Origin of the sequence: Marichromatium sp. PS1 (assembly GCF_041155115.1) — a bacterium.
Taxonomy (GTDB): Bacteria; Pseudomonadota; Gammaproteobacteria; order Chromatiales; family Chromatiaceae; genus Marichromatium; species Marichromatium gracile.
On the sequence record NZ_BAAFHB010000002.1, the window covers coordinates 911,475 to 935,605 of the forward strand.

Annotated in this window: 19 protein-coding genes; 15 read left to right on the plus strand and 4 right to left on the minus strand. The window is 66.9% G+C overall.

Annotated elements, in window-relative coordinates:
- The first annotated feature begins 98 nt into the window (after positions 1-98).
- The 4 genes from pcnB (at position 99) to panD (ending at position 4,043) form a co-directional block, all read left to right on the plus strand.
- A complete protein-coding gene (pcnB, locus tag ACAM26_RS05440) occupies positions 99-1,475 on the plus strand; it encodes a polynucleotide adenylyltransferase PcnB (RefSeq protein WP_123139454.1) in 1,377 nt (458 codons plus the stop codon).
- A 54-nt stretch (positions 1,476-1,529) separates the two neighbouring features.
- Positions 1,530-2,333 carry a 3-methyl-2-oxobutanoate hydroxymethyltransferase gene (panB, locus tag ACAM26_RS05445; RefSeq protein ID WP_123139453.1) on the plus strand — a complete coding sequence of 268 codons (804 nt, stop codon included), beginning with the start codon at positions 1,530-1,532 and terminating at the stop codon, positions 2,331-2,333.
- 317 nt (positions 2,334-2,650) lie between these two features.
- Positions 2,651-3,496 carry a pantoate--beta-alanine ligase gene (panC, locus tag ACAM26_RS05450; RefSeq protein ID WP_123139452.1) on the plus strand — a complete coding sequence of 282 codons (846 nt, stop codon included), beginning with the start codon at positions 2,651-2,653 and terminating at the stop codon, positions 3,494-3,496.
- 166 nt (positions 3,497-3,662) lie between these two features.
- Positions 3,663-4,043: an aspartate 1-decarboxylase gene (gene panD, locus ACAM26_RS05455; RefSeq protein ID WP_062275550.1), complete on the plus strand. Its 381-nt coding sequence runs from the start codon at positions 3,663-3,665 to the stop codon at positions 4,041-4,043.
- A 15-nt stretch (positions 4,044-4,058) separates the two neighbouring features.
- On the opposite strand, the gene glgA is transcribed toward panD, so the two are convergent.
- Positions 4,059-5,594 carry a glycogen synthase GlgA gene (glgA, locus tag ACAM26_RS05460; RefSeq protein ID WP_123139451.1) on the minus strand — a complete coding sequence of 512 codons (1,536 nt, stop codon included), beginning with the start codon at positions 5,592-5,594 and terminating at the stop codon, positions 4,059-4,061.
- A 110-nt stretch (positions 5,595-5,704) separates the two neighbouring features.
- Between glgA and zwf the strand changes: the two genes are divergently transcribed.
- From zwf to ACAM26_RS05495, 7 genes are all read left to right on the plus strand, one after another.
- Complete coding sequence (zwf, locus tag ACAM26_RS05465) at positions 5,705-7,174, plus strand: glucose-6-phosphate dehydrogenase (protein WP_123142253.1); 1,470 nt, start codon at positions 5,705-5,707, stop codon at positions 7,172-7,174.
- 455 nt (positions 7,175-7,629) lie between these two features.
- Positions 7,630-9,291, plus strand: a complete 1,662-nt coding sequence (pgi, locus tag ACAM26_RS05470; protein WP_123142252.1) for a glucose-6-phosphate isomerase — start codon at positions 7,630-7,632, stop codon at positions 9,289-9,291.
- Positions 9,292-9,760: 469 nt separating this feature from the next.
- Entirely contained in the window at positions 9,761-11,683 is a 1,923-nt protein-coding gene (locus ACAM26_RS05475) for a PrkA family serine protein kinase (RefSeq protein WP_123139448.1), read from the plus strand.
- A gap of 103 nt (positions 11,684-11,786) precedes the next feature.
- Positions 11,787-13,058, plus strand: coding sequence for a YeaH/YhbH family protein (locus tag ACAM26_RS05480; RefSeq protein WP_123139447.1), 1,272 nt, complete (start codon positions 11,787-11,789; stop codon positions 13,056-13,058).
- Positions 13,055-14,548 (plus strand): SpoVR family protein, encoded by a 1,494-nt coding sequence (locus tag ACAM26_RS05485; protein WP_123139446.1) that lies wholly within the window; start codon positions 13,055-13,057, stop codon positions 14,546-14,548. Before ACAM26_RS05480 ends, ACAM26_RS05485 begins: the two co-directional genes overlap by 4 nt.
- Positions 14,549-14,623: 75 nt before the next feature.
- Positions 14,624-16,249 (plus strand): murein L,D-transpeptidase, encoded by a 1,626-nt coding sequence (locus ACAM26_RS05490; protein WP_369613242.1) that lies wholly within the window; start codon positions 14,624-14,626, stop codon positions 16,247-16,249.
- Positions 16,250-16,435: 186 nt separating this feature from the next.
- The gene (locus ACAM26_RS05495) at positions 16,436-16,864 is read left to right on the plus strand and encodes a septal ring lytic transglycosylase RlpA family protein (protein ID WP_123139444.1); all 429 of its coding nucleotides are present in this window, start codon (positions 16,436-16,438) and stop codon (positions 16,862-16,864) included.
- Positions 16,865-16,910: 46 nt separating this feature from the next.
- On the opposite strand, the gene ACAM26_RS05500 is transcribed toward ACAM26_RS05495, so the two are convergent.
- From ACAM26_RS05500 to ACAM26_RS05510, 3 genes are all read right to left on the minus strand, one after another.
- Complete coding sequence (locus ACAM26_RS05500) at positions 16,911-17,633, minus strand: anaerobic ribonucleoside-triphosphate reductase activating protein (RefSeq protein WP_369613243.1); 723 nt, start codon at positions 17,631-17,633, stop codon at positions 16,911-16,913.
- A gap of 7 nt (positions 17,634-17,640) precedes the next feature.
- On the minus strand, positions 17,641-17,826 hold the full coding sequence (nrdD, locus tag ACAM26_RS05505; protein WP_062273874.1) for an anaerobic ribonucleoside-triphosphate reductase: 186 nt from the start codon (positions 17,824-17,826) through the stop codon (positions 17,641-17,643).
- A gap of 118 nt (positions 17,827-17,944) precedes the next feature.
- The gene (locus tag ACAM26_RS05510; protein WP_123139441.1) at positions 17,945-19,981 is read right to left on the minus strand and encodes a ribonucleoside triphosphate reductase; all 2,037 of its coding nucleotides are present in this window, start codon (positions 19,979-19,981) and stop codon (positions 17,945-17,947) included.
- 302 nt (positions 19,982-20,283) lie between these two features.
- Here ACAM26_RS05510 and miaB point away from each other — a divergent pair, with 302 nt between their 5' ends.
- The 4 genes from miaB to ACAM26_RS05530 are packed head-to-tail and all read left to right on the plus strand — an operon-like array spanning position 20,284 to position 24,024.
- Positions 20,284-21,615 carry a tRNA (N6-isopentenyl adenosine(37)-C2)-methylthiotransferase MiaB gene (miaB, locus tag ACAM26_RS05515; RefSeq protein ID WP_123139440.1) on the plus strand — a complete coding sequence of 444 codons (1,332 nt, stop codon included), beginning with the start codon at positions 20,284-20,286 and terminating at the stop codon, positions 21,613-21,615.
- A 6-nt stretch (positions 21,616-21,621) separates the two neighbouring features.
- Entirely contained in the window at positions 21,622-22,608 is a 987-nt protein-coding gene (locus tag ACAM26_RS05520) for a PhoH family protein (RefSeq protein ID WP_123139439.1), read from the plus strand.
- Positions 22,609-22,623: 15 nt separating this feature from the next.
- Positions 22,624-23,118: an rRNA maturation RNase YbeY gene (ybeY, locus tag ACAM26_RS05525; protein WP_369613244.1), complete on the plus strand. Its 495-nt coding sequence runs from the start codon at positions 22,624-22,626 to the stop codon at positions 23,116-23,118.
- Between the two features lie 6 nt (positions 23,119-23,124).
- Positions 23,125-24,024 carry an HlyC/CorC family transporter gene (locus tag ACAM26_RS05530; RefSeq protein WP_123139437.1) on the plus strand — a complete coding sequence of 300 codons (900 nt, stop codon included), beginning with the start codon at positions 23,125-23,127 and terminating at the stop codon, positions 24,022-24,024.
- Positions 24,025-24,131: the final 107 nt, after the last annotated feature.

Here is a 24,131-nt window from a genome sequence, read left to right on the forward strand (position 1 = left end):
CCATTCTTCTTCCAACCGGCGGCGTCGCGCCCCGAAGTCCCGTCCGGGACCGTCACGCGGACCCCGCCCAGCGCCCAAGGAATGCGCCCATAACGGTGATGCAGGAATCCGATAACGACATCACGCGGACCCCGTCCGCGACGACGCCCCTGATTGTGCCGCGTCCCGAGCACGGGATCTCGCGCGCCAACATCAGCGCCAATGCTCTCAAGGTGCTGTACCGGCTCAAGCAGGAGAACTTTCAGGCCCATCTCGTCGGCGGCGGGGTGCGCGACCTGTTGCTCGGTCACGAGCCCAAGGACTTCGACGTGGCCACCGACGCCACGCCCGAGCAGGTCCGCCAGGTCTTTCGCAACTGTCGGCTGATCGGGCGCCGCTTCCGTCTCGCCCATGTGCACTTCGGTCGCGAGATCATCGAGGTCGCCACCTTCCGCGGCAACGGTGAGGGTGAGGCGGAGGAGGGCGAGCGCTGTGTCGAGAACGGCATGATCGTTCGCGACAACGCCTATGGCACCATCGCCGAGGATGCACTGCGGCGCGACTTCACCATCAACGCGCTCTACTACAACATCCAGGACTTCTCGCTGATCGACTATGCCGATGGCCTGGCCGACCTGCGCGCCGGCAAGCTGCGTCTGATCGGCGATCCGCAACAGCGCTATCGCGAGGATCCGGTGCGGATGCTGCGGGCGGTGCGCTTTGCCTGCAAGCTCGGCTTCAGCATCGAGGAGGCCACCGAGCGCCCGCTGTTCGAACTCGGTCATCTGCTCGACGGGGTGCCGGCGGCGCGGCTCTTCGACGAGCTGATCAAGCTCTTCCACGCCGGCTATGGACTCGACGTCTTCGAGAAGCTGCGTCATTATGGCCTCTTCGCGCTGCTCTTCCCGGATACCGAGGCGGCGCTCGCGTGCGAGGACCATGATTTCCCGATCACCCTGGTCAGCCGCGGTCTCGCCAACACCGATGCGCGCATCCAAGCGGGCAAGCCGGTCACCCCGGCCTTCCTGTTCGCCGTCCTGTTGTGGGAGCCGGTGCGCGCGGGGGTCGAGCGGATGGTCGCCGAGGGCATGCAGATCAACGAGGCGATGGTTCAGGTCAGCGCCGAGGTCTGTGTCCGTCAGCAGTCGCGGGTGGCGGTCCCCAAGCGCTTCTCGTTGCCGATGCGCGAGATCTGGGCACTGCAGCCGCGATTCGAGCAGCGCGAGGGCAAGCGCCCGTTCCGGCTGCTGACCCATCCGCGGTTCCGTGCCGCCTACGATTTCCTGCTGTTGCGTGCCGAGGCCGGCGAGGTCGATCGGGAGCTGGCCGAGTGGTGGACCCGCTTCCAGGATGCCAGTGGCCAGGAACGGGCGAGCATGGTCGAGGGTGGCGCGCGCCGTCGCCGGCCACGGCGGCGGCGTCGGCGCAAGTCGGGTGGCGCCAGCAGCAATGGTGGGGGCGAGTCGAGCGCCGGTGCGGCCAAGGGCGCGCAGTAACGCCGCCGCCCCGGCCTTTCCTTATTCCGAAGTACCTAGACCCCGGAGTCGCCGATGTCCGCTTCACCGACCACTGTCGCCTCCCTCGCCGCCATGAAGGCACGCGGCGAGCGGATCGCCGTCCTCACCTGCTATGACGCCACCTTCGCCCGTCTGCTCGACGAGGCCGGGGTCGAGGTGATGCTGGTGGGGGATTCGCTGGGGATGGTGCTGCAGGGGCACCCGACCACGGTTCCCGTGACCCTCGACCAGATGGTCTATCACACCGCTTGTGTTACCCGGGGATCGAGTCGTGCGCTGGTGGTCGCGGACCTGCCGTTCATGTCCTACGCCACGCCGGAGCGCGCCCTCGAGAGCGCCTCGCGCCTGATGCAGGAGGGCGGGGCGCAGATGGTCAAGCTCGAGGGCGGTGAGCCCTATCTCGATACCGTGCGCCAACTGGTCGCGCAGGGTGCGCCGGTGTGCGCCCATCTCGGGCTGCAGCCGCAATCGGTCAACCAGCTCGGAGGCTATCGCTTCCAGGGGCGCGACCATGCCTCGGCCGAGCGTATCCGCCACGATGCGCTGGCGATGCAGGACGCCGGCGCCTCGCTGCTGGTGCTCGAGTGCGTTCCCCAGGCGCTCGCCGGCGAGATCGCCCGCACCCTGACCATCCCGGTGATCGGCATCGGCGCCGGGGCCGAGTGCGACGGTCAGGTGCTGGTGCTGCAGGACATGCTCGGGCTCAACCCGGGGCGCGCCCCCCGCTTCAGTCGCGACTTCACGGTCGCCGGCGGTTCGGTGCGCGGTGCCGTCGACGCCTATGTCGCCGCGGTGCGCGAGGGCAGCTTCCCGAGCGCTCCCGAGATCGCCTACTAGGTCCACGTACTCGTGGACCCGGGGCGCGGGCGGAACCCGATCCGCTCGCCCCTCGCGCCGTCGTCCGGCCGCCGAGCAGCGGCGCCGGCCCCGGTCGCTTCCTGACCCCGACCTCTGCGTCGGGGCCGGCAGCCTTCAGTGCTGCGGGTGGACATCGCTCCGCGCGGTGTCCGTGTCGTCCAATGGACATTGCCGAATGTCGCGGCGAGCGCGGCGTCGATGACCGATCATTGCCCGATCGGTGCGGCGGCGTGTCGTGGCGTCTCGCGGGCCCGATCCCGGGTCCCGTACACCGATCTGAACCAACCGAGAGATCAATGGAGCGTATCGAGCATCTTCCCAATCTGCGCGCGCGTCTGGCCGAGTGGCGCGCCGCCGGTGAGCGCATCGCCCTGGTGCCGACCATGGGCAATCTGCACCAGGGCCATCTGACCCTGGTGCGCGCGGCGGCCGAGCGTGCCGACCGGGTGGTGGCGAGCATCTTCGTCAACCCGCTGCAGTTCGGTCCCGGCGAGGATCTCGATGCCTATCCGCGTACCCCGGAGGCCGATCGCGACAAGCTCGCCGCGGGCGGCTGCGATCTGCTCTTCGCGCCGGCGGTGGAGACCATCTATCCCAACGGCCAGACGGGGCAGACCCGGGTCGAGGTGCCGGGGATCTCGGCGCTGTTTTGTGGCGCCAGCCGTCCCGGTCACTTCGTCGGCGTGGCGACCATCGTCTGCAAGCTGTTCAACATGGTGCAGCCCGACGTGGCGGTGTTCGGCGAGAAGGACTTCCAGCAGCTGCTGGTGATCCGGCGCATGGTCGAGGACCTGTCGATCCCGGTGGCGATCCATGGTGTCGAGACCGTGCGCGAACCCGACGGGCTGGCGCGCAGCTCGCGCAATGCCTATCTCACCGCCGCCGAGCGTGAGCGCGCGCCGGCACTCAACCGGGTGCTCGACGAGGCCGCTGCGGCAGTGCGCGCCGGTCGTCCGTTCGTCGAACTCGAGCTGGCAGCCTGCCGGGCGCTCGAGGCCGAGGGCTTTGCGCCCGAGTACTTCAAGGTCTGTCGTGCCGCCGATCTCGCGCCGCCGGAGAGCGACGAGCGCGACCTGGTGATCCTCGCCGCCGCACGGCTGGGACGGGCGCGACTGATCGACAATCGCCGGGTGCGTCGCTGATTCAATGCGCCCGGGGCGTTCGGTCAGGCCGTCTCCGGGCGCGGCGCGTGTCCGATGCTGCGTCGCAGCAGGGGACGCGCTAGACTAGCCTGGTCATCACATCGAATGTCCGCCGTCGGACGACGGCCGACCTGGTCCCGCTGGGGCCCATCAGAGGATTGGATACATGCATTTGACCTTGCTGAAGTGCAAGCTGCATCGCGCTTGCGTGACGCACTCGGAGTTGGACTACGAGGGCTCCTGCGCCATCGACGACGAGCTGCTGGCGCTGGCCGGGATCCGCGAGTACGAGCAGATCCAGATCTACAACGTCACCAACGGTGAGCGCTTCACCACCTATGCGATCCGTGCCGAGGCCGGTTCGCGGGTGATCTCGGTCAATGGTGCGGCGGCGCACAAGGCCGCGCCCGGTGATCGGGTGATCATCTGTGCCTTCGCCACCATGACCGAGGCCGAGGCCGACGCCCACAAGCCGGCGCTGGTCTATCTCGACGAGCGCAACCAGGTGCTGCGCACCGGCGATGCCATCCCCGCCCAGGCCGCCTGAGCCTGGACGCCCGGTTCAGGCCGACAGCACGTCGGCCTGAACCCCTCTCTCCTCCAGCGCCGCCTCGTAGAGTTGCAGATAGTGCTGCGCGCTGGCCTCCCAGCTGAAGTCCTGCATCATCCCGGTGGTGGCCAGTCTGCGCCATTGTTCCGGCTGTTCGCGATAGAGACGGCGGGCCTGATCGACCGCGGCGTGCAGCTCCTCGGGTCGCGAGCGCTCGAACAGGAAGCCGGTGGCGGTGCCCGCGGCGAGCGTCTCGGCATCGACCGGGGTGATGGTGTCGGCCAGACCGCCGGTGCAGTGGGCAATCGGCGGGGTGCCGTAGCGCAGGCTGTAGAGCTGGTTGAGCCCGCACGGCTCGAAGCGCGAGGGCATCAGGAAGGTGTCGCAGCCGGCCTCGATGCGGTGCGCGCGCATCTCGTCATAACCGATGAGCACGCCGACCTGGCGCGGATAGGTCCTGGCGACCTCGTGCAGCGCCTGTTCGGTGTGACGATCGCCGACGCCCTGCAGCACCACCTGCACGTTGGCGTCCTGCAGCAGGTCGGGCAGGATGGCGAGGATCAGGTCCACCCCCTTCTGTTCGACCAGTCGCCCGACATAGCCGAGCAGGAAGGCCTCCTCGTGACGCGGCAGGCCGAACTCGCGCTGTAGTTCGAGCTTGTTCTCGGTCTTCAGCCCGAAGTGTTCGGCATCGAACTGTTGCAGGATCATCGGATCGGTCTGCGGATCCCACACCCCATAGTCGATGCCGTTGAGGATGCCGCTGAAGCGTCCGCCGAGCTGGCGCAGCAGCCCGTCGAGGCCGCAGCCGAAGCGCGGCGTGCGGATCTCGTCGGCATAGGTCGGGCTGACGGTGTTGACCCGGTCGGAGAAGACGATGCCGCCCTTGATGAAGGACATGCGCTGATGGAACTCGATCCCGGCGACGTTCCACAGCGCCGCAGGCAGGCCGATGCGATCGAAGGTGGCGCGATCGAACAGCCCCTGGTAGGCGAGGTTGTGGATGGTGAAGACGGTGGCCGGGCGCTCGGGCAGGTCGTGCATCAGCGCCGGGGTGAGTCCGGTTTGCCAGTCGTTGGCATGCAGCACCTCGGGACGCCAGCCCACCGCCGGCAGCCCCATGGCCAGTTGTGCGAGGGTGCGACAGAACAGCAGGAAGCGCTCGGGGTTGTCGCCCCAGTCGCGACCGCTGATATCGGTATAGGGGCTGCCCTCGCGGTGGAAGTAGTCCGGGGCGTCGACCAGATAGACGGGCAGACCGTGGTCCGGGTGCAGACCCTCGACGATGCGCACGCTGGTGCGCGCGCCGGGGATGCGCAGCTCGCAACGCGTCTTCGGCTCGAGCAGCTGACGCAGCGCGCTCGGATAGCCGGGCATGATCAGCCGCGCGTCGTGGCCGAGCTGGCGCAGCGCCGCCGGCAGGCTCGCAGCGACGTCGGCCAGGCCGCCGGTCTTGATCAGCGGGTGCGCCTCGCTGCTCGCCACGAGGATGCGCAGTCCGTCCGGGTCCGGCAGGGCAGGGGAGATCGGGGGAACGGGGAGTTCCATGAACGGTCCTTGGGCTACGGGCGTCGCGGCGGGAAGTGCCGGGCCCGGCTTGGCAATAGGGTGACAGCCTTCAAATTATCATATTTGTGCACCAGCGAGATAATCTGCCCATGATCGAACCCTGCATCCTGTTGATCTTCGGGGCCACCGGCAATCTGGTCGAGCACAAGCTGTTGCCCGCGCTCTATGGGCTGGAGGCGGCCGGGCGGCTGCATCCGGCGACCCGGGTGGTCGGCGTCGGTCGTCGTCCCTGGAGCGATCAGGCGTGGCGCGAGCGGGTCGGTGCCGCGCTGGCCGAGCGTCGGGTCTGTGAGGACCCGGTGGTGCAGCGTCTGCTCGGGCGACTGCATTTCGTCACCGGCGATCTCGAGCGCGCGGAGGACTTCGAGCGGCTGGCCGAGCGGTTGCGCGCCCTGCCCGAGGCCCCGGACAATCTGCTGAGCTATCTGGCGATCGCCCCCGAGTTCCACGCCGGCGTCGCCGCGCGGCTCGCCGCCGCCGGGCTCGCCAGTCGTGCCGGCGGCTGGTCGCGGTTGGTGGTGGAGAAGCCCTTCGGGCTCGATCTGGAGGGCGCGCGGTTGCTCGAACGGCGGTTGCGCGAGGCCTTCCCGGGCGAGGAGATCTATCGCATCGATCACTACCTGGGCAAGAGCACGGTGCAGAACGTGCTCGTGTTCCGCTTCGCCAATCTGCTGCTCGAGCCGCTGTGGAATCGCAACTATATCGACCATGTGCAGATCTCCCACGCCGAGTCCCAGGGGATCGGCGCGCGCGCCGGTTTCTACGACGGGGTCGGCGCGCTGCGCGACATGATCCAGAGTCATCTGCTGCAGCTGCTCACCCTGGTGGCGATGGAGCCGCCGGCGAGCCTCGATGCCGATGCGCTGCGCGACGAGAAGGTGAAGGTGCTGCGCTCGATCCGGCCGATCGCCCGCGAGGCCGTCCACGCCCACGCGCTGCGCGCCCAGTATGGCGCGGGACGGGTCGGCGAGACGACGGTGCCGGGCTATCGCGACGAGCCCGGGGTAGCGGCTGAGAGCACCACCGAGACCTATGCCGCGCTCAAGCTCTATATCGACAACTGGCGCTGGCGCAACGTGCCCTTCTTCCTGCGTACCGGCAAGCGGATGGGGAGCAGCGAGTCGCTGATCGCCATCCGCTTCAAGCACCCGCCCCAGCAGCTCTTCCAGCACACCGCGATCGAGCGGCTGCGGCCGAACTGGCTGCTGCTCGGCATCCAGCCGCACGAGTGCATGCGCATCGAGCTGCAGGTCAAGCGCCCGGGACTGGAGCTGCGTACCCAGACCGAGCGGCTCGACGCCAGCAGCTGCGGCCTGCCGCCGGATCATATCGACGCCTACGAGGCGCTGATCCTCGATGCCATCAGCGGCGATCGTACCCACTTCCTGCGCGCCGACGAGGTCGAGTGGGCGTGGCGGGTGATCGATCCGGTGCTCAAGCGCTGGGCGGTCGAGCGCGACTTCATCCATACCTATGCCGCCGGCTCCTGGGGCCCGCCCGAGGCCAGCCGTCTGTTCGACCGCGACGACCAGGACTGGCGCAACGCCCTGGCTGGCTGAGGGCGGGGGTCTCAGCTACCAGCCGCCAGCCGCCAGCCGCCAGCCGCCAGCCGCCAGCCGCCAGCAGCCAGCAGCCAGCAGCCACCAGCAGCCAGCCACTCGCGATCAGCCGCCAGTCATCAGCCACCCGCGCCAGCCATCGGCCAACGGTCGCCAGCGGGGTCAGCCGCGGCGGTGTCCGCACCCCCATCCGGCGCCCCTGCGTTCTGGACGCCCGTGGTTGAGGGTAGGCTGGAGGCTGATCGCTGGACGCTTCTCCCCTTCGCGCCCTTCGCGGCTTTGCGGTTCAATCTCCTGGCCGCTGGCCGCTGGCCGCTGGCCGCTGGCCGCTGGCCGCTGGCCGCCCGACATCGGGTCGTCATCGTGATCCGAGTATGCTGTCGCGGTGTGGTCGCCGGGGCGCGTGGTGTCGCTGCGGTCGACCGTCCATTCTCACGTTCGCAAGGAGAGTCTGCATGTCGATGATCAGTCACACCCCGCAATGGCAGGCGTTGCAGCAGCACTGGGAGGAGATGCGCGAGCACCATCTGCGCACCCTGTTCGCGCGCGATCCCGGCCGCGCCGAGCGGATGCGGCTGTCGGTCGCCGGCCTGCACCTGGACTATTCCAAGAACCTGCTCACCGACGAGACCCTGCGTCTGTTGCTGGAGCTGGCGCGCGCGGCCGACCTGCCCGGCTGGCAGGCGCGTCTCTACGGCGGCGAGCCGATCAATGTCACCGAGCATCGCGCGGTGCTGCACATGGCGCTGCGCAACCGCAGCAACCGGCCGATGGTGGTCGATGGCGAGGACGTGATGCCGCTGGTCAACGGCGTGCTCGCGCGTATCGAGCGCTTCGTCGGCGAGGTGCGCTCGGGGGGCTGGACCGGGCACACCGGGCGGCGCATCAGCGATGTGGTCAATATCGGCATCGGCGGCTCCAACCTCGGGCCGAAGATGGTGTGCGCCGCGCTCTCGCCCTATTGCAGCGATCAGCTGCGGGTGCACTTTGTCTCCAACGTCGATGCCACCCATCTGGTCGAGACGCTGCGCGGGCTCGATCCGGAGACGACGCTGTTCGTGATCGCCTCCAAGACCTTCTCCACCCAGGAGACCATGACCAACGCGTCGAGCGCGCGCGACTGGTTGCTTGCGGCGCTCGGCGATTCGGGTGCGGTGGCGCGCCATTTCGTCGCCGTCTCCACCAACGCCGAGCGGGTATCGGCCTTCGGCATCGATACCGCCAACATGTTCGAGTTCTGGGACTGGGTCGGCGGGCGCTATTCGCTGTGGTCGGCGATCGGGCTGCCGATCGCGCTGGCGGTCGGCTTCGAGCGCTTCGTCGAGCTGCTCGAGGGCGCGCACGCGATCGACGAGCACCATCGCACCGCACCGCTCGAGCGCAACATGCCGGTGCTGCTCGGACTGATCGGGGTGTGGTATGCCAACTTCGCCGGGGCGCGCACCCACGCGGTGCTGCCCTACGATCAGTCGCTGCGGCTGCTGCCGGCCTATCTCCAGCAGGGCGACATGGAGAGCAACGGCAAGCGGGTCGGGCGCGACGGCGAGACCCTCGAGTACACCACCGGTCCGGTGGTCTGGGGCGAGCCCGGCACCGATGGCCAGCATGCCTTCTACCAGCTCATCCACCAGGGCACCCAGCTGATCCCGGCCGACTTCATCGGCGCCGCGCGCAGCCATCACGAGCTCGGCGATCATCACGACAAGCTGATGGCCAACTGCTTCGCCCAGACCGAGGCGCTGATGCGCGGGCGGACCCTGGATGAGGCGCGCGCCGAGCTGCGCGCCGCCGGGCTCTCCGACGAGCGGGTCGAGGCGCTCGCCCCGCATCGCGTCTTCCCCGGCAACCGCCCGACCAACACCCTGCTGATGGAGCGGCTGACGCCCTTCACCCTGGGCGCGCTGATCGCCCTCTACGAGCACCGCATCTTCACCCAGGGGGCGATCTGGGGGATCAACTCCTTCGATCAGTGGGGGGTCGAGCTGGGCAAGCAGCTCGCCGGGGTGATCCTCGGCGAGCTCAAGGACGGGGGCGCGGGCGAGGGGCATGACGCCTCGACCCGTGCACTACTCGAGACCTATCTGCACCTGCGCGGTGCAGTCGAGAGGGGGCGCTGAGGGATCGCCGGGGGTGAGCGATCGGGCGCCGGCGCGTTGAATCGCGCTGGGTGTCGCCCAACCTTCTCCTCTGAGGTGGTGGTCGCGGGGCGTTCGGTGGCGGGGCCTTGGCCTTCGCCCCGGTTGCGATCACCCCGACCGGCGCCCGTCGTGTCCGGCCCGGTCGCCGCCTGACTGGCGTGGCGTATCCGTCGAGACGGACGCGGGGCATGTTCCGCTCCATGCACCGAACAGATGCAGCGATCGAACCCGGATCCATCACCTGGGTCTCAGGCCTTGATCGCCGCTGTCATTGATGGCCCGGTTCTCACAGGTCGTCCCAGGTGCTCCAGCAACGGACGCTGGTTGATGGCCTGAATCTTGCGCTCCACCTGGAGGCTCTTGTGTTCCGTCCTGCCCGCCCCGAGCCTCCGGCAGAGCCGGAGCCGGATCGAGCAGGCACACTCAGGTTCCGAGGAGAGGTAAGTCTATGTCGATCTTCGAACGCTACCAGGCGCGCTACGAGGCCTCCCGCGAGGAGGTGCTCACCCTGGACGAATACCTGGCACTGTGCAAGACCGACCCCAGTGCCTATGCCAGTGCGCCCGAACGGCTGCTGCAGGCCATCGGTGAGCCGGAGCTGGTCAACACCAGCGACGACCCGCGGCTGAGCCGGATCTTCCAGAACAAGGTGATCAAGCGCTACCCGGCCTTCTCCGAGTTCTATGGCATGGAGGAGTCGATCGAGCACCTGGTCTCCTATCTCAAGCACGCCGCCCAGGGGCTCGAGGAGAAGAAGCAGATCCTCTATCTGCTCGGCCCGGTCGGCGGCGGCAAGTCCTCGCTGGCCGAGAAGCTCAAGGAGCTGATGGAGCTGGTGCCCTTCTATGCCATCCAGGGTTCGCCGGTGTTCGAGTCGCCGCTGGGGCTGTTCTCGCCCGATGAGGACGGTCAGATCCTCGAGGACGACTACGGCATCCCCAGGCGCTATCTGCGCACCATCATGTCGCCCTGGGCGGTGAAGCGGCTGCAGGAGTATCACGGCGACATCACCCGCTTCCGGGTGGTCAAGGTCTATCCCTCGGTACTCGAGCAGATCGCCATCGCCAAGACCGAGCCGGGCGACGAGAACAACCAGGACATCTCCTCGCTGGTCGGCAAGGTCGACATCCGTCAGCTCGAGCGCTTCGCCCAGCACGATGCCGATGCCTACAGCTATTCCGGTGCGCTGTGCCGCGCCAACCAGGGCATCATGGAGTTCGTCGAGATGTTCAAGGCACCGATCAAGGTGCTGCACCCACTGCTCACCGCCACCCAGGAGGGCAACTACAACGGCACCGAGGGGCTCTCGGCGCTGCCTTTCCAGGGCATCATCCTCGCCCACTCCAACGAGTCGGAGTGGCAGAGCTTCCGCAACAACAAGAACAACGAGGCCTTCCTCGATCGCGTCTATATCGTCAAGGTGCCCTACTGCCTGCGCGTCGACGAGGAGGTCTGCATCTACGACAAGCTGCTCGCCAACAGCTCGCTGTCGCACGCGCCCTGCGCCCCGGGCACCCTGGAGATGATGGCGCAGTTCTCGGTGCTGACCCGGCTCAAGGAGCCGGAGAACTCCAACATCTACTCGAAGATGCGGATCTACAACGGCGAGAACCTCAAGGACACCGATCCCAAGGCCAAGTCGGTGCAGGAGTATCACGACTATGCCGGGGTCGATGAGGGGATGAGCGGGATCTCCACCCGCTTCGCCTTCAAGATCCTCTCCCAGGTGTTCAACTTCGATCATGCCGAGGTGGCCGCCAACCCGGTGCACCTGCTCTATGTGCTCGAGCGCCAGATCGCTCGCGAGCAGCTCCCGCCCGAGGTGCAGGAACGTTATCTCGGCTTCATCAAGCAGTATCTGTCGCCGCGTTACGCCGAGTTCATCGGCAAGGAGCTGCAGACGGCCTATCTCGAGTCCTATGCCGAGTACGGCCAGAACATCTTCGACCGCTATGTCACCTTTGCCGACTACTGGATCCAGGATCAGGAGTATCGCGATCCCGATACCGGCGAGATGCTCGATCGCGCCTCGCTCAACGAGGAGCTGGAGAAGATCGAGAAGCCGGCGGGGATCTCCAACCCCAAGGACTTCCGCAACGAGATCGTCAACTTCGTGCTGCGTGCGCGCGCCAACAATGGTGGAGCCAACCCGCGCTGGACCAGCTACGAGAAGCTGCGCCTGGTGATCGAGAAGAAGATGTTCTCCAACACCGAGGAGCTGCTGCCGGTGATCTCCTTCAACGCCAAGGCCTCGGCCGACGAGCAGAAGAAGCACGACCAGTTCGTCGACCGCATGACCGAGAAGGGCTACACCCCGAAGCAGGTGCGGTTGCTCTCGGAGTGGTATCTGCGGGTACGCAAGGCGCACTGATCCGCGTCCAGGTGACGGGCGCCCGCCCGGTGTGGGCGCACCCCGACCAGCCTCGGGCCGCGTGCCCGGGGTGGTCCTCAGCAACGGTGAGCGAAGCGGTCCTATGTCACACTTCATCGACCGCCGTCTGAACGGCAGGAACAAGAGCGCGGTCAATCGGCAGCGCTTCATCCGGCGCTACAAGAGTCAGCTCAAGCGCTCCGTGGCCGAGGCGGTCAACAAGCGCAGCATCACCGACGTCGACTCGGGCGAGCGCGTCGGCATCCCCGCGCGCGACATCTCCGAGCCGCTGCTCCACCACGGCAGCGGCGGTACCCGCGACCAGGTCTATCCCGGCAACCGCGAGTTCGAGACCGGCGATCGCATCCGTCGGCCCCCGGGCGGTGGCGGTCAGGGCGGCGGTCAGGGCAAGGCGAGCAAGGACGGTCGCGGCGAGGACGACTTCGTCTTCGAGCTCTCGCGCGAGGAGTTCATGGACCTGCTGTTCGAGGACCTCGCGCTGCCCAACCTGGTGCGCAACCAGCTCATGGGCACCACTGAGTTCAAGAACGTGCGCGCCGGCTATGCCACCGACGGCTCGCCCTCGAACATCGACGTGGTGCGCTCGCTCAAGGGGGCGATCGCGCGGCGTACCGCGCTCGGCGCACCGTCGCGGGCGCGTATCCGCGAGCTCGAGGAGGAGCTGGCGGCATTGCTCGCCGGCGGCGCTGGCGAGCGTGACGCGCGGGTGGTGGCGTTGCGCGAGGAGATCGACGCGCTCAAGACGCGGGTCGCCGCGCTGCCCTTCATCGACAGCTTCGATCTGCGCTACCAGAGCTTCACCAAGCAGCCCGAGCCCACCAGCAAGGCGGTGATGCTCTGCATCATGGATGTCTCCGGCTCCATGGATCAGGTGCGCAAGAACCTCGCCAAGCGCTTCTTCATCCTGCTCTATCTGTTCCTGCAGCGGAACTACGATCAGATCGACCTGGTGTTCATCCGTCATCACACCATCGCCCAAGAGGTCGACGAGCAGGACTTCTTCTACTCGCGCGAGACCGGCGGCACCGTGGTCTCGAGTGCGCTCAACCTCGCCCACGAGATCCTCCGCGAGCGCTACGACCCGAGCGTCTGGAACATCTATGCCGCTCAGGCCTCGGACGGCGACAACTGGGACTCCGACTCCAACATCTGTCGCGACATCCTCGTCGACAAGCTGATGCCGCTGATGCGCTATTTCGCCTATGTCGAGATCACCCCGCGCCAGCACCAGAGCTTGTGGTACGCCTATCAGGAGGTGATGGCGCTGCACCCGCACTTCGCGATGCAGGAGATCGACGGCGCCGACGACATCTTCCCGGTGTTCCGCGAGCTGTTCAGGAGGGAGCCGGCATGAGCTCACGCATCATCTCCGAGTCGCTGGAATGGACCTTCCCGCTACTCGAACGCTTCGACCGCGAGATCGGGCGCATCGCCCACGACGTCTACGGGCTCGACACCTATGCCAACCAGATCGAGGTCATCACCTCGGAGCAGATGATCGACGCCTACTCCTCGGTGGGGCTGCCGATCAACTATCAGCACTGGTCGTTCGGCAAGCAGTTCGTCGCCACCGAGCAGACCTATCGGCGTGGTCAGATGGGACTGGCCTACGAGATCGTGATCAACTCCGATCCCTGCATCGCCTATCTGATGGAGGAGAACACCCTGCCGATGCAGGCGCTGGTGATCGCCCACGCCAGCTACGGACACAACAGCTTCTTCAAGGGCAACTATCTGTTCCGCACCTGGACCAGCGCCGATGCCATCATCGACTATCTGGTGTTCGCGCGGCGCTTCATCGCCGAGTGCGAGGAACGCCACGGCGAGGAGGCCGTCGAGCTGCTGCTCGACTCCTGTCACGCGCTGATGAACCAGGGGGTCGACCGCTACAAGCGTCCCTCGCCGCTGAGCCTGGCCGAGGAGCAGCGGCGTCAGGAGGAACGCGCGGCCTATCTGCAGTCGCAGGTCAACGACCTCTGGCGCACCCTGCCGCCGGGTCCCGAGGTCGGTGATGAGCAACGCGAAGAGCGCTGGCCGGAGGAGCCGCAGGAGAACCTGCTCTATTTCATCGAGAAGAACGCCCCGCTGCTCGAGCCCTGGCAGCGCGAGATCGTGCGCATCGTGCGCCGGATCGCCCAGTACTTCTACCCGCAGCGCCAGACCCAGGTGATGAACGAGGGCTGGGCGACCTTCTGGCACTACACCCTGATGAACCACCTCTACGACGAGGGGCTGGTGGGCGACGGCTTCATGATGGAGTTCCTGCAGTCGCACACCGGGGTGATCTATCAGCCGGAGTTCGACAAGCCCTACTTCAACGGCATCAACCCCTATGCGCTGGGTTTCGCGATGATGCGCGACATCCGTCGCATCTGCGAGGCGCCGACCGACGAGGACCGCGAGTGGTTCCCCGACATCGCCGGTGGCGACTGGCTGCAGGTGCTCGACTTCGCCATGCGCAACTTCAAGGACGAGAGCTTCATCGCCCAGTACCTGTCACCGCGGTTGATGCGCGAGTTCCATCTCTTCGCGGTGCGTGACGACGACCGTGAGGAGCAGCTCGAGGTCACCGCGATCCACGAGGAGCAGGGCTATCGGGCGCTGCGCCAGGCCCTCGCCGAGCAGTACAACCTCGGCAGTCGCGAACCCAATGTGCAGGTCTATCACGTCGACCGGCGCGGTGATCGCTCGCTGACCCTGCGTCACTTCCGGCACAACCGTCGCCCGCTCGACGAATCGGCCGAAGAGGTGCTGCGTCACGTGCATCGGCTCTGGGGCTTCAAGGTCAGGCTCGAGTCGGTCGACGAGCAGGGGCGGGTACAGCTCGTCGGCGAGTGCCCCTGAGCGCTGCATGACTGGGGGCGGGCGGCCTGGATGGACGTCCGCGCAAGGACGTTCGATCCGTTTCGCAGGTATCCGATGGCGCGCTGGCGCATCCTCCCATTCGGGCTGTTGCTCTTCCTCCTCCACGCCTCGCCGCTGGCCGCTGGGTCCTGGCCGGCGCTCGATGCCGCCCTGGCCGAGACCTCGCCCCTGCCCGAGGGGCGCCGGATGTATGCTCCCAGACTGCTCGCCGTCTTCTATGCCGCGCGTGACCATCGTCCGGTGTGGACCTCGCGGGCGCGGGTCGGCTCGCTCGCCCGGCTGCTCGCCGGGGTCGAGCGCGAGGGCTTCTCGCCGGAAGACTTCCATCTCGCGACGCTCGCCCGTCTGACCGTTGCGCCGCCGCGTGACGAACGGGCGCGGGTCGGGCTGGAGCTGTTGCTGAGCGATGCGCTGCTGCGCTATGTCCATCACACCCGCTACGGCAAGCTCGACCCGGTACAGGTCGCGCCCGGGCACAATGATCGCGCGCCGGTCGCGGCGGCGCAGATCCTCGCCGACATGCGCCTGGCGCTCGCCGCCGAGGACATGGCCGAGGCCCTGGCCGGACGCTTCTCGCTGCCCTTCTGGTATCGCGATCTGCGCCGCGCCTTGCGCGACTATGTCGCCCAGGACCACCTGCTCGACCTGCCTCCACTGCCCGCCGGTCCGTCGCTCGGCCTCGGCAGCCGCGGCGAGCGGGTCGTCGGGGTGCGCGAGCGGGTCCGTCTGATCGCCGGCGAGTCGCTGCCGGCTGCGGGCGACGAGACGGCGCGCCGCTTCGATGCCGGGCTCCGCGAGGCGGTGCGCGAGTTGCAGCGGCGCTACGGGCTGGTCGACGACGGTGTGGTGGGGCCCCGGACCCTGGCGGTCCTCAATCGCCCGATCGATGCCGCGCGGATCGAGCGCGCGCTGATCAATCTGGAGCGGATGCGCTGGCTGTATGCCGAGCTGCCGCCGGACCATCTGTTCGTCGACCTGGCCGGTTATCGGGTGGTACTGGTGCGCGGCGGCGAGGCCGTCTGGCAGACCCGGGCGATCGTCGGCAGCGTCGAGGATCAGACGCCGATGTTTCGCGATCGCATGGACCATCTGGTGATCAACCCGACCTGGACGGTGCCGGTGTCGATCCAGAAGGGGATGGGCTGGGTCTCGCAGGACTATCTGCTGGTCGATCGTCGTAGCGGGGCGGTACGACGGGGGGGCGACGCCAGCAACTATCGGCGCTATCAGCTGGTGCAGAAACCCGGCGCCGACAATGCCCTGGGGCGGGTCAAGTTCATGTTCCCCAACCGCCATGCGATCTATCTCCACGACACCCCGAGCCGCTGGCTGTTCTCGCGACGGCAGCGGACCTTCAGTCACGGCTGTATCCGGGTCGACGAGCCGCTCGAGCTGGCCACGGCGTTGCTCGAGGGGAGCGCCTGGAGCCGCGAGCGGATCGAGCGCCAGATCGCTCGCGGTCGCACCCGTCACATCCATCTCGAACGCCCCCTGCCGGTGCTGCTCTATTACCTGACGGTAAGCGCCGATGCGGCAGGCCGGCTGGTCTTTCGCGACGATGTCTATGATCGCGACCCGGCGCTGCGCGAGGCCTTCTTTGCGCCGGTGCGTGGCAGTCGTATCGACTTCGAGGGTGTCGAGGACCCGCTGCGGCTCGGCCAGGCCGGAGACGGGAGCTGAGTCCGGAGAGCCCTGCTGCGCCCCGGGGTCCCTTCGTCTTTCCTCTGTGCGCGGTTAGAATCCGGTCATATTTCGAATCCATGCCTCCCCGCTCATCGCCGCGACCCCGATGGTCGTCGGTCACGGCGCGCCCGTGCGTGTCCGCGATGGTCCGGGTGGGGCGAGACAGCAGGCGGAGGAAGGCTTTTGAACAGCAGATGGATTGGCGCGTTGGTGGCGCTGCCCCTGGCGTGCGCCGGGGCGCTGGTCGAGGCGAGCGTGAGCGAGGGGGTTGCGTCCTATTATGCCGATCGTTTCAACGGCCGGCTCACCGCGAGTGGGGTGCGGTTCGACATGCATGCCTTGACCGCGGCACATCGGACCCTGCCGTTCGGTACCCGGGTGCGGGTCAAGAACAAGGACAATGGTCGGTCGGTGGTGGTCACCATCAATGATCGGGGACCCTATATCGATGGGCGGTCGATCGATCTCTCGAAGGGCGCGGCCAAGGCGCTCGGCATGCTGCACACCGGACTGGCGCGGGTCGAGCTGCGGATCCTCGATGTCGACGAACCGGTCACGCCCTCGGGACAGACGGTGGCCGAGGCGCAGGCGGTGCTGATGGCGCTGTTCTGATCGAGCCGCTGCGACGCCTCCCGGCGGCGCCGGGGCGGCGTCGCGATCAGTATCCCGCGCCGCGCAGCTCGAAGCGCTCGAAGCGCTCGGTGGGGAGTTCGGTGACGAGCTGGCGCAGGGCGGTGGCGGGCAGTTCGCGCAGCCCCGGGTCGAGGCTCAGGGTCGCGTCGCAGCGCTGCAGACAGTAGTCGCGCACGCCGGCCTCGGCGAGTGCCGTGACCAGGGGGGCGAGTTGCTCCAGCCCCCAGCCCGGCGGGACCGTGGTGCGGACCTCCAGTGCCACCTCGGAGGCGAGCAGCAGTGCGAGACTCTCCCACGCCGGTTCGCCCGAGCCAATCACCCCGGTGAGCGCCGGGTAGTCGTCGGCGAGCGCCTTGATGTCGAGCGCGACCCAGTCGACCAGCGGCAGGATCCGCCGCAGTCGTTGCGGGTAGGCGCCGCCGGTGTGCAGCCCGACCTTGAAGCCGAGCGCGCGTGCGGCGCGCATCGCCGCGCCGAGCGCGCCCTGCACGGTCGGCTCGCCGCCGCTGAACACCACCGCGTCGAGCAGTCCTCGGCGATCCTCCAGGAAGCCCATCACCTGATCCCAGGCAATCGTCTCCCCGTCGCCCGCGTCCTGCTCGAGCAGGTGGCCGTTGTGACAGTAGCGACAGCGCCAGGGGCAGCCCTGACAGTAGATCACCGCAGCCAGCTCACCCGGGTAGTCGATGGTGGTCAGCGGGGTCAGGCCGCCGACGCGCAGCGCGTCGGCTTCGGCTCGGTCGTGCATGCCGGGGTCAGGCCGCGGCGCGCTCGGCGTCCTTGCGATCGGTGGGGTTCTCGGTGAAGTAGCGACGCTGGGCGTGCTCGGCGCGCTTGCCGCCGTTGAACGCCGAGACCGGACGGTGATAGCCCATCACGCGGGTCCAGACCTCGCACTGAGTGCGCTCTTCGGGCTTGAGTTCGATGTTGGTGTCGGTCATTGCGTGGCTCCTTGGTCGATGCGGTTGCAAGTGGCCCTTGCGGGCTTGTTCGGGTCGATGCCGCGCCCCCGCGGGGGCGCGGCGTCCGCCGTGAGGCGGGGATGAGCTGAGCGGCGGCTTAGCAGCTGCAGGCCTGGCTGGCGCGCTTGTGGGCGATCAGCTCCTCGTCGCACAGCGGGCAGAACTCGTGCTCGCCGGAGATGTAGCCGTGCTTGGGGCAGATCGAGAACACCGGGGTGATGGTGATGTAGGGCAGACGGAAGTTCTCCAGCGCGCGGCGCACCAGACGCTTGCAGGCGTCGGTCGAGGAGATCTGCTCGGCCATGTAGAGGTGCAGCACGGTGCCGCCGGTGTACTTGCTCTGCAGCGCTTCCTGCTTGTCCAGTGCCTCGAAGGGATCGTCGGTGTAGCCGACCGGCAGCTGCGAGCTGTTGGTGTAGTAGGGCGTCTCCTCGGTGCCGGCCTGGATGATCGCCGGATAGCGCTTCTTGTCCTCGCGGGCGAAGCGATAGGTGGTGCCCTCGGCCGGCGTCGCCTCGAGGTTGTACATGCTGCCGGTGCTCTCCTGGAACTCGACCATGCGGGCGCGCACGTGGTCGATGAGACGGCAGGCGAGGGCATGACCCTGCGGCGTGGTGATGTCCTCGGCGTCCTTGGTGAAGTTGCGCACCATCTCGTTGATGCCGTTCACGCCGATGGTGGAGAAGTGATTGCGCAGGGTGCCGAGATAGCGCTTGGTGTAGGGGAAGAGCCCGGCGTCCATGTGACGCTGGATCACCTTGCGCTTGATCTCGAGGCTGTTGCGGGCGATCTCGAGCAGCTCGTCGAGACGTGCGAGCAGGCCCTGCTCGTCACCCTGATGGGTGTGACCGAGCCGCGCGCAGTTGATGGTGACGACGCCGAGCGAGCCGGTCTGCTCGGCCGAGCCGAACAGGCCGTTGCCGCGCTTGAGCAGTTCGCGCAGGTCGAGCTGCAGACGGCAGCACATCGAGCGCACCATGTTCGGCGAGAGCTCGGAGTTGATGAAGTTCTGGAAGTAGGGCAGGCCGTACTTCGCGGTCATCTCGAACAGTCGCTCGGCGTTCTCGCTCTCCCACGGGAAGTCCGGGGTGATGTTGTAGGTCGGGATCGGGAAGGTGAAGATCCGGCCCTTGGCATCGCCCTCGGTCATGACCTCGATGTAGGCACGATTGATCATGTCCATCTCGGTCTGCAGCTCACCGTAGGTGAACGGCTGCTCCTCGCCGCCGATCACCGGCACCTGCTCGCGCAGGTCCTCGGGGCACACCCAGTCGAAGGTGAGGTTGGTGAAGGGCGTCTGGGTGCCCCAGCGCGAGGGCACGTTGAGGTTGTAGATCAGTTCCTGGATGTACTGACGCACCTGCGCGTAATCGAGCCCGTCGACCCGCACATAGGGGGCCATGTAGGTGTCGAAGCTGGAGAACGCCTGGGCGCCGGCCCACTCGTTCTGCAGGGTGCCGAGGAAGTTGACGATCTGGCCGATGGCGCTCGACATGTGCTTGGGCGGCGCCGCCTCGACCCGGCCGGGCACGCCGTTGAGGCCCTCGGTGAGCAGGGTGCGCAGCGACCAGCCGGCGCAGTAGCCCGAGAGCATGTCGAGGTCGTGGATGTGCAGGTCGCCGTCGCGGTGGGCCTGGCCGATCTCGGGCGGGTAGACGTGGTTGAGCCAATAGTTGGCGATCATCTTGCCCGAGGTGTTGAGGATCAGCCCGCCGAGCGAGTAGCCCTGGTTGGCGTTGGCCGAGACGCGCCAGTCGGAGCGGTCGAGATATTCGTTGATCGAGCTGCCGACGTCGACCAGGGTGCGGCTGTCGTCGCGCAGCTTCTTGTGCTGCTCGCGATAGACGATGTAGGCGCGCGCGGTCTCGAAGTGGTTGGCGCTGATCAGGGTCTGCTCGATGATGTCCTGGATGCCCTCGATATCGGGGCTGCGACCGTCGTTGCTGCGGTGTGCCAGCACCTTGATCACCTGAGCGGTGAGCAGCCGCGCCTCGGCGGCGTCGAACTCGCCACTGGCCTGGCCGGCGCGCAGGATCGCCGACTCGATCTTGGACACATCGAAACGCACCTCCGTGCCGTCACGCTTGAGCGCGCGGGTAGGGATCGAGGGGAGGTCGGTCTGCGTCGTGTCCATGAAAAGCGGTCTCTCTGGTGGTTGGCACAAGATATTGTGGCGCGAACTATAGCGCCAACAAGATGATGTGTATAGCTCTCTTGTCGTTTTTGTTTTTTTTGATTTGCATCAATATTTTTGGGTTGCTTTTCTGACGGCTTTTGACAATTGGACAGTCTCTGTTCAGTGTTGCTTGCTTGACAGCTGTGCCCTTAATGCGCACAGTTCTTGGTTTCCTGTCATTTTCGGCCCAAGGTCCGGAGTCTCGTTTCCGGTCCATGTCGTCGCCGCGTTCGCGGCCCCGGCGCAACCCACAGACGGCCATGCATCGCAAGCTCTACATACAGACCTACGGCTGCCAGATGAACGAGCACGACTCCGCGCGCATCGCGGATCTGCTGCGTGTCTCCGCTGGCATGGAGCTCGTCGAGCGTCCCGAGGACGCCGATGTGCTGCTGCTCAACACCTGCTCGATCCGCGAGAAGGCGCAGGAGAAGGTCTTCTCCCAACTCGGACGCTGGCGCCCCTGGAAGACGCGACGCCCCGAGCTGGTGATCGGCGTCGGTGGCTGCGTGGCCAGCCAGGAGGGCGAGGCGCTGCGTGAGCGTGCGCCCTTCGTCGACCTGGTGTTCGGCCCCCAGACCCTGCACCGGTTGCCGCAGATGCTGCGCGCGCTGGACGCGGGTGAGCCGCCCCAGGTCGATGTCTCCTTCCCCGAGATCGAGAAGTTCGACCGCCTGCCGGCGCCGAGCGTCTCCGGGCCGAGCGCCTTCGTCTCGGTGATGGAGGGGTGCTCGAAGTACTGTACCTATTGCGTGGTGCCCTACACCCGCGGCGAGGAGATCAGTCGTCCGTTCGACGACGTGATCGCCGAGGTCGCCGGGCTGGCCGAGCGTGGGGTACGCGAGGTCAATCTGCTGGGGCAGAACGTCAACGCCTATCAGGGACCGATGCACGAGCCGGCCGGTGAGTGCGCCGACCTGGCGCTGCTGGTCCATTATGTCGCGGCGATCGATGGCATCGAGCGCATCCGCTTCACCACCAGCCACCCGCTGGCCTTCTCCGATGCGCTGATCGAGGCCTTCGCCGAGGTGCCGCAGCTGGTCGATTTCCTTCACCTGCCGGTGCAATCGGGTTCCGATCGGGTGCTCGAGGCGATGAAGCGCGGCCATACCGCGAGCGAGTATCGCGACAAGATCGCGCGGCTGCGCGCGGTGCGCCCCGATATCTGCATCTCCTCGGACTTCATCGTCGGCTTCCCCGGCGAGACCGAGGCGGACTTCGACGCGACCCTGGCGCTGGTCGACGAGATCGGCTTCGACCACAGCTACAGCTTCATCTACAGCCGGCGTCCCGGGACGCCGGCGGCCGACTACCCGGACGATGTCCCGCTGGAGGTCAAGAAACACCGCCTGGAGCGCCTCCAGCGGCGCATCGACACCAATGCCCAGCGCATCAGCCGACAGATGGTCGGCACGGTGCAGCGGGTGCTGGTCGAGGGACCCTCGCGCAAGGATCCCTTCCAGCTCGCCGGCCGTACCGAGAACAATCGGGTGGTCAACTTCACCGGGGACCCGGCGCTGATCGGCGACTTCGTCGACCTGATCATCACCGAGGCCCTGCCCAATTCACTGCGTGGGCGTCTGGACGTCTAGGATCGCTTGTCTACTCAACCCGAAACTCTCGATCTGGAACTCGAACCCGAGGATAACCTCCGTCTGGCCAACCTCTGCGGTCAGTTCGACCAGCACCTGCGTCAGCTCGAGCGGCGCCTCGGCATCGAGATCGGCAACCGTGGCACGAGCTTCCGCCTGATCGGCGAGCGCGATGCCGTGCGCCTCGCCGAGCAATTGTTGCAGTCGCTCTACCGCGAGGCCGCCGAGACCACGCTGACCCCGGAGTCGATCCATCTCGCGCTCCAGCAATCGGGCGCCGATGCCCTGCTCGAACAGGCCGGGGCGCGGCTGCCCGAGGTGGTGATCCGCACCAAGCGCGGGCTGATCAAGGGGCGCGGTCCCAGCCAACAGGCCTATCTGCACGCCATCCTCAACCACGACATCAACTTCGGCGTGGGACCGGCCGGTACCGGCAAGACCTATCTGGCGGTGGCCTGCGCGGTCGAGGCGCTGGAGTCCGACCGGGTGCGCCGGGTGCTGCTGGTGCGTCCCGCGGTCGAGGCCGGTGAGCGTCTGGGGTTTCTCCCCGGCGATCTGGCGCAGAAGATCGATCCCTATCTGCGCCCGCTCTATGACGCTCTGTTCGAGATGCTCGGCTTCGAGAAGGTCAACAAGCTGATCGAGCGCAACGTCATCGAGGTCGCGCCGCTGGCCTATATGCGCGGGCGCACCCTCAACGAGTCCTTCATCATCCTCGATGAGGCGCAGAACACCACACCCGAACAGATGAAGATGTTCCTCACCCGCATCGGCTTCGGTTCCACCGCGGTGATCACCGGCGACATGACCCAGGTCGATCTGCCGCGTGGCCAGCTCTCCGGGCTGCGCCAGGCCGTCGAGATCCTCAAGGACGTCGACGGCATCAGCTTCAGCTTCTTCAGCGCGCGCGATGTGGTGCGTCATGCCCTGGTGCAGCGCATCGTCGGTGCCTACGACGCCTTCGAGAGCGCCGGTTCGCGCTCGGGGGCCTGAACGGAGTCTCCCTCCATGTCACTCGAACTGGATCTGGACCTGCAGGTCGCCACGACCGCAGCGGGATTGTCCGCGCACGCCGATTTCGCGCACTGGGTGGAGGCGGCGGTGGCCGATCGCCGTGCCCGCTGCGAACTCACCATCCGTCTGGTCGATGCCGCCGAGTCGCAAGCGCTCAATGCCCAATATCGTGGTGTCGATCGTTCGACCAACGTACTCTCGTTTCCCTTCGAGCTGCCGCCCGGGGTCGATTCCACCGACCCGCTGGCCGACTACATCGGTGATCTGGTGATCTGTCCCGAGGTGGTGCAGCGCGAGGCCCTGGAGCAGGGCAAGCAGGCAATCGCCCACTGGGCGCACATGGTGGTCCATGGCGTCTTGCATCTGTTTGATTACGATCATATTACCGATGAGCAAGCGGCGGAGATGGAAGGTCTGGAAACGACTATCCTGAGCAGGTTAGGATTTCCGCCGCCCTATGAAGACGACCCCCCAACGGAGGATCCATAACCCCCCATGACGAGCGATCGATCTACCGAGGGTTCGCATTCGCGCAGCTGGTTCGAGAAGATTGGCCAGCTGTTCGGGAGCGAACCACAAGACAAGGAACAACTCGTCGAGTTGCTCAAGGATGCGCGTCAGCGCGAGCTGCTGGACACGGACGCCCTGAACATGATCGAAGGGGTATTGCAGGTCTCCGACCTGCGGGTCCGCGACATCATGATTCCACGCGCGGAGATGGTCTATCTGCGCCGTGACGATCCCCTGGAACAGATCCTCAAGGTGGCGGTCAAATCCGCCCACTCACGCTTCCCGGTCATCGGTGAAGACAAGGGCGAGGTGGTCGGCATCCTGCTGGCCAAGGATCTGCTCTCCTTCTGTCTCGATTCCGGCCATCGCCGGGCCTTCAACATCCGTGACCTGTTGCGTTCGGCGGTCTTCGTCCCCGAGAGCAAACGGCTCAACGTCCTGCTCAAGGAGTTCCGCACCAGTCGCAACCACATGGCGATCGTGGTCGACGAGTACGGTAGTGCCGCCGGTCTGGTGACCATCGAGGACGTGCTCGAGCAGATCGTCGGCGAGATCGACGACGAGCACGACTTCGACGAAGGCTTCGGCATCTTCCGCCGCAGCCACAACGAGTTCAGCGCCAAGGCGCGCACCCCCATCGAGGACTTCAACGAGTACTTCGGCTGTGCGCTCCCCGACGACGAGTTCGACACCATCGGTGGGCTGGTGGTCAACGCCCTGGGGCACCTGCCCAAGCGTGGTGAGTCGGCGCGTATCGACGATTTCCGCTTCACCGTGATGCGTGCCGACAGCCGTCGTGTCCATCTGCTCAGCGTCGAGCGGATCGATCCGGATGCCCCCGAGGTCCCCGGATCCGCCCCCCAGTCTCCCGACGAGCCACACTGAAGGCACGACCGTCCCCGTCCCGTTCCTGGTCGCGGCGGTGCAGCCAGCACCGCCGCCGGATTCCGGGGTCAACGATTGGTGTGTCGATCTTGCGCCGGACGTGTTGT

Bases quoted from the DNA above. Each gene is read 5' to 3' on its own strand.
- pcnB (WP_123139454.1), top strand. From the start codon at position 99: ATGCAGGAATCCGATAACGACATCACGCGGACCCCGTCCGCGACGACG.
- panB (WP_123139453.1), top strand. From the start codon at position 1,530: ATGTCCGCTTCACCGACCACTGTCGCCTCCCTCGCCGCCATGAAGGCA.
- panC (WP_123139452.1), top strand. From the start codon at position 2,651: ATGGAGCGTATCGAGCATCTTCCCAATCTGCGCGCGCGTCTGGCCGAG.
- panD (WP_062275550.1), top strand. From the start codon at position 3,663: ATGCATTTGACCTTGCTGAAGTGCAAGCTGCATCGCGCTTGCGTGACG.
- glgA (WP_123139451.1), bottom strand. From the start codon at position 5,594: ATGGAACTCCCCGTTCCCCCGATCTCCCCTGCCCTGCCGGACCCGGAC.
- zwf (WP_123142253.1), top strand. From the start codon at position 5,705: ATGATCGAACCCTGCATCCTGTTGATCTTCGGGGCCACCGGCAATCTG.
- pgi (WP_123142252.1), top strand. From the start codon at position 7,630: ATGTCGATGATCAGTCACACCCCGCAATGGCAGGCGTTGCAGCAGCAC.
- ACAM26_RS05475 (WP_123139448.1), top strand. From the start codon at position 9,761: ATGTCGATCTTCGAACGCTACCAGGCGCGCTACGAGGCCTCCCGCGAG.
- ACAM26_RS05480 (WP_123139447.1), top strand. From the start codon at position 11,787: ATGTCACACTTCATCGACCGCCGTCTGAACGGCAGGAACAAGAGCGCG.
- ACAM26_RS05485 (WP_123139446.1), top strand. From the start codon at position 13,055: ATGAGCTCACGCATCATCTCCGAGTCGCTGGAATGGACCTTCCCGCTA.
- ACAM26_RS05490 (WP_369613242.1), top strand. From the start codon at position 14,624: ATGGCGCGCTGGCGCATCCTCCCATTCGGGCTGTTGCTCTTCCTCCTC.
- ACAM26_RS05500 (WP_369613243.1), bottom strand. From the start codon at position 17,633: ATGCACGACCGAGCCGAAGCCGACGCGCTGCGCGTCGGCGGCCTGACC.
- nrdD (WP_062273874.1), bottom strand. From the start codon at position 17,826: ATGACCGACACCAACATCGAACTCAAGCCCGAAGAGCGCACTCAGTGC.
- ACAM26_RS05510 (WP_123139441.1), bottom strand. From the start codon at position 19,981: ATGGACACGACGCAGACCGACCTCCCCTCGATCCCTACCCGCGCGCTC.
- miaB (WP_123139440.1), top strand. From the start codon at position 20,284: ATGCATCGCAAGCTCTACATACAGACCTACGGCTGCCAGATGAACGAG.
- ybeY (WP_369613244.1), top strand. From the start codon at position 22,624: ATGTCACTCGAACTGGATCTGGACCTGCAGGTCGCCACGACCGCAGCG.
- ACAM26_RS05530 (WP_123139437.1), top strand. From the start codon at position 23,125: ATGACGAGCGATCGATCTACCGAGGGTTCGCATTCGCGCAGCTGGTTC.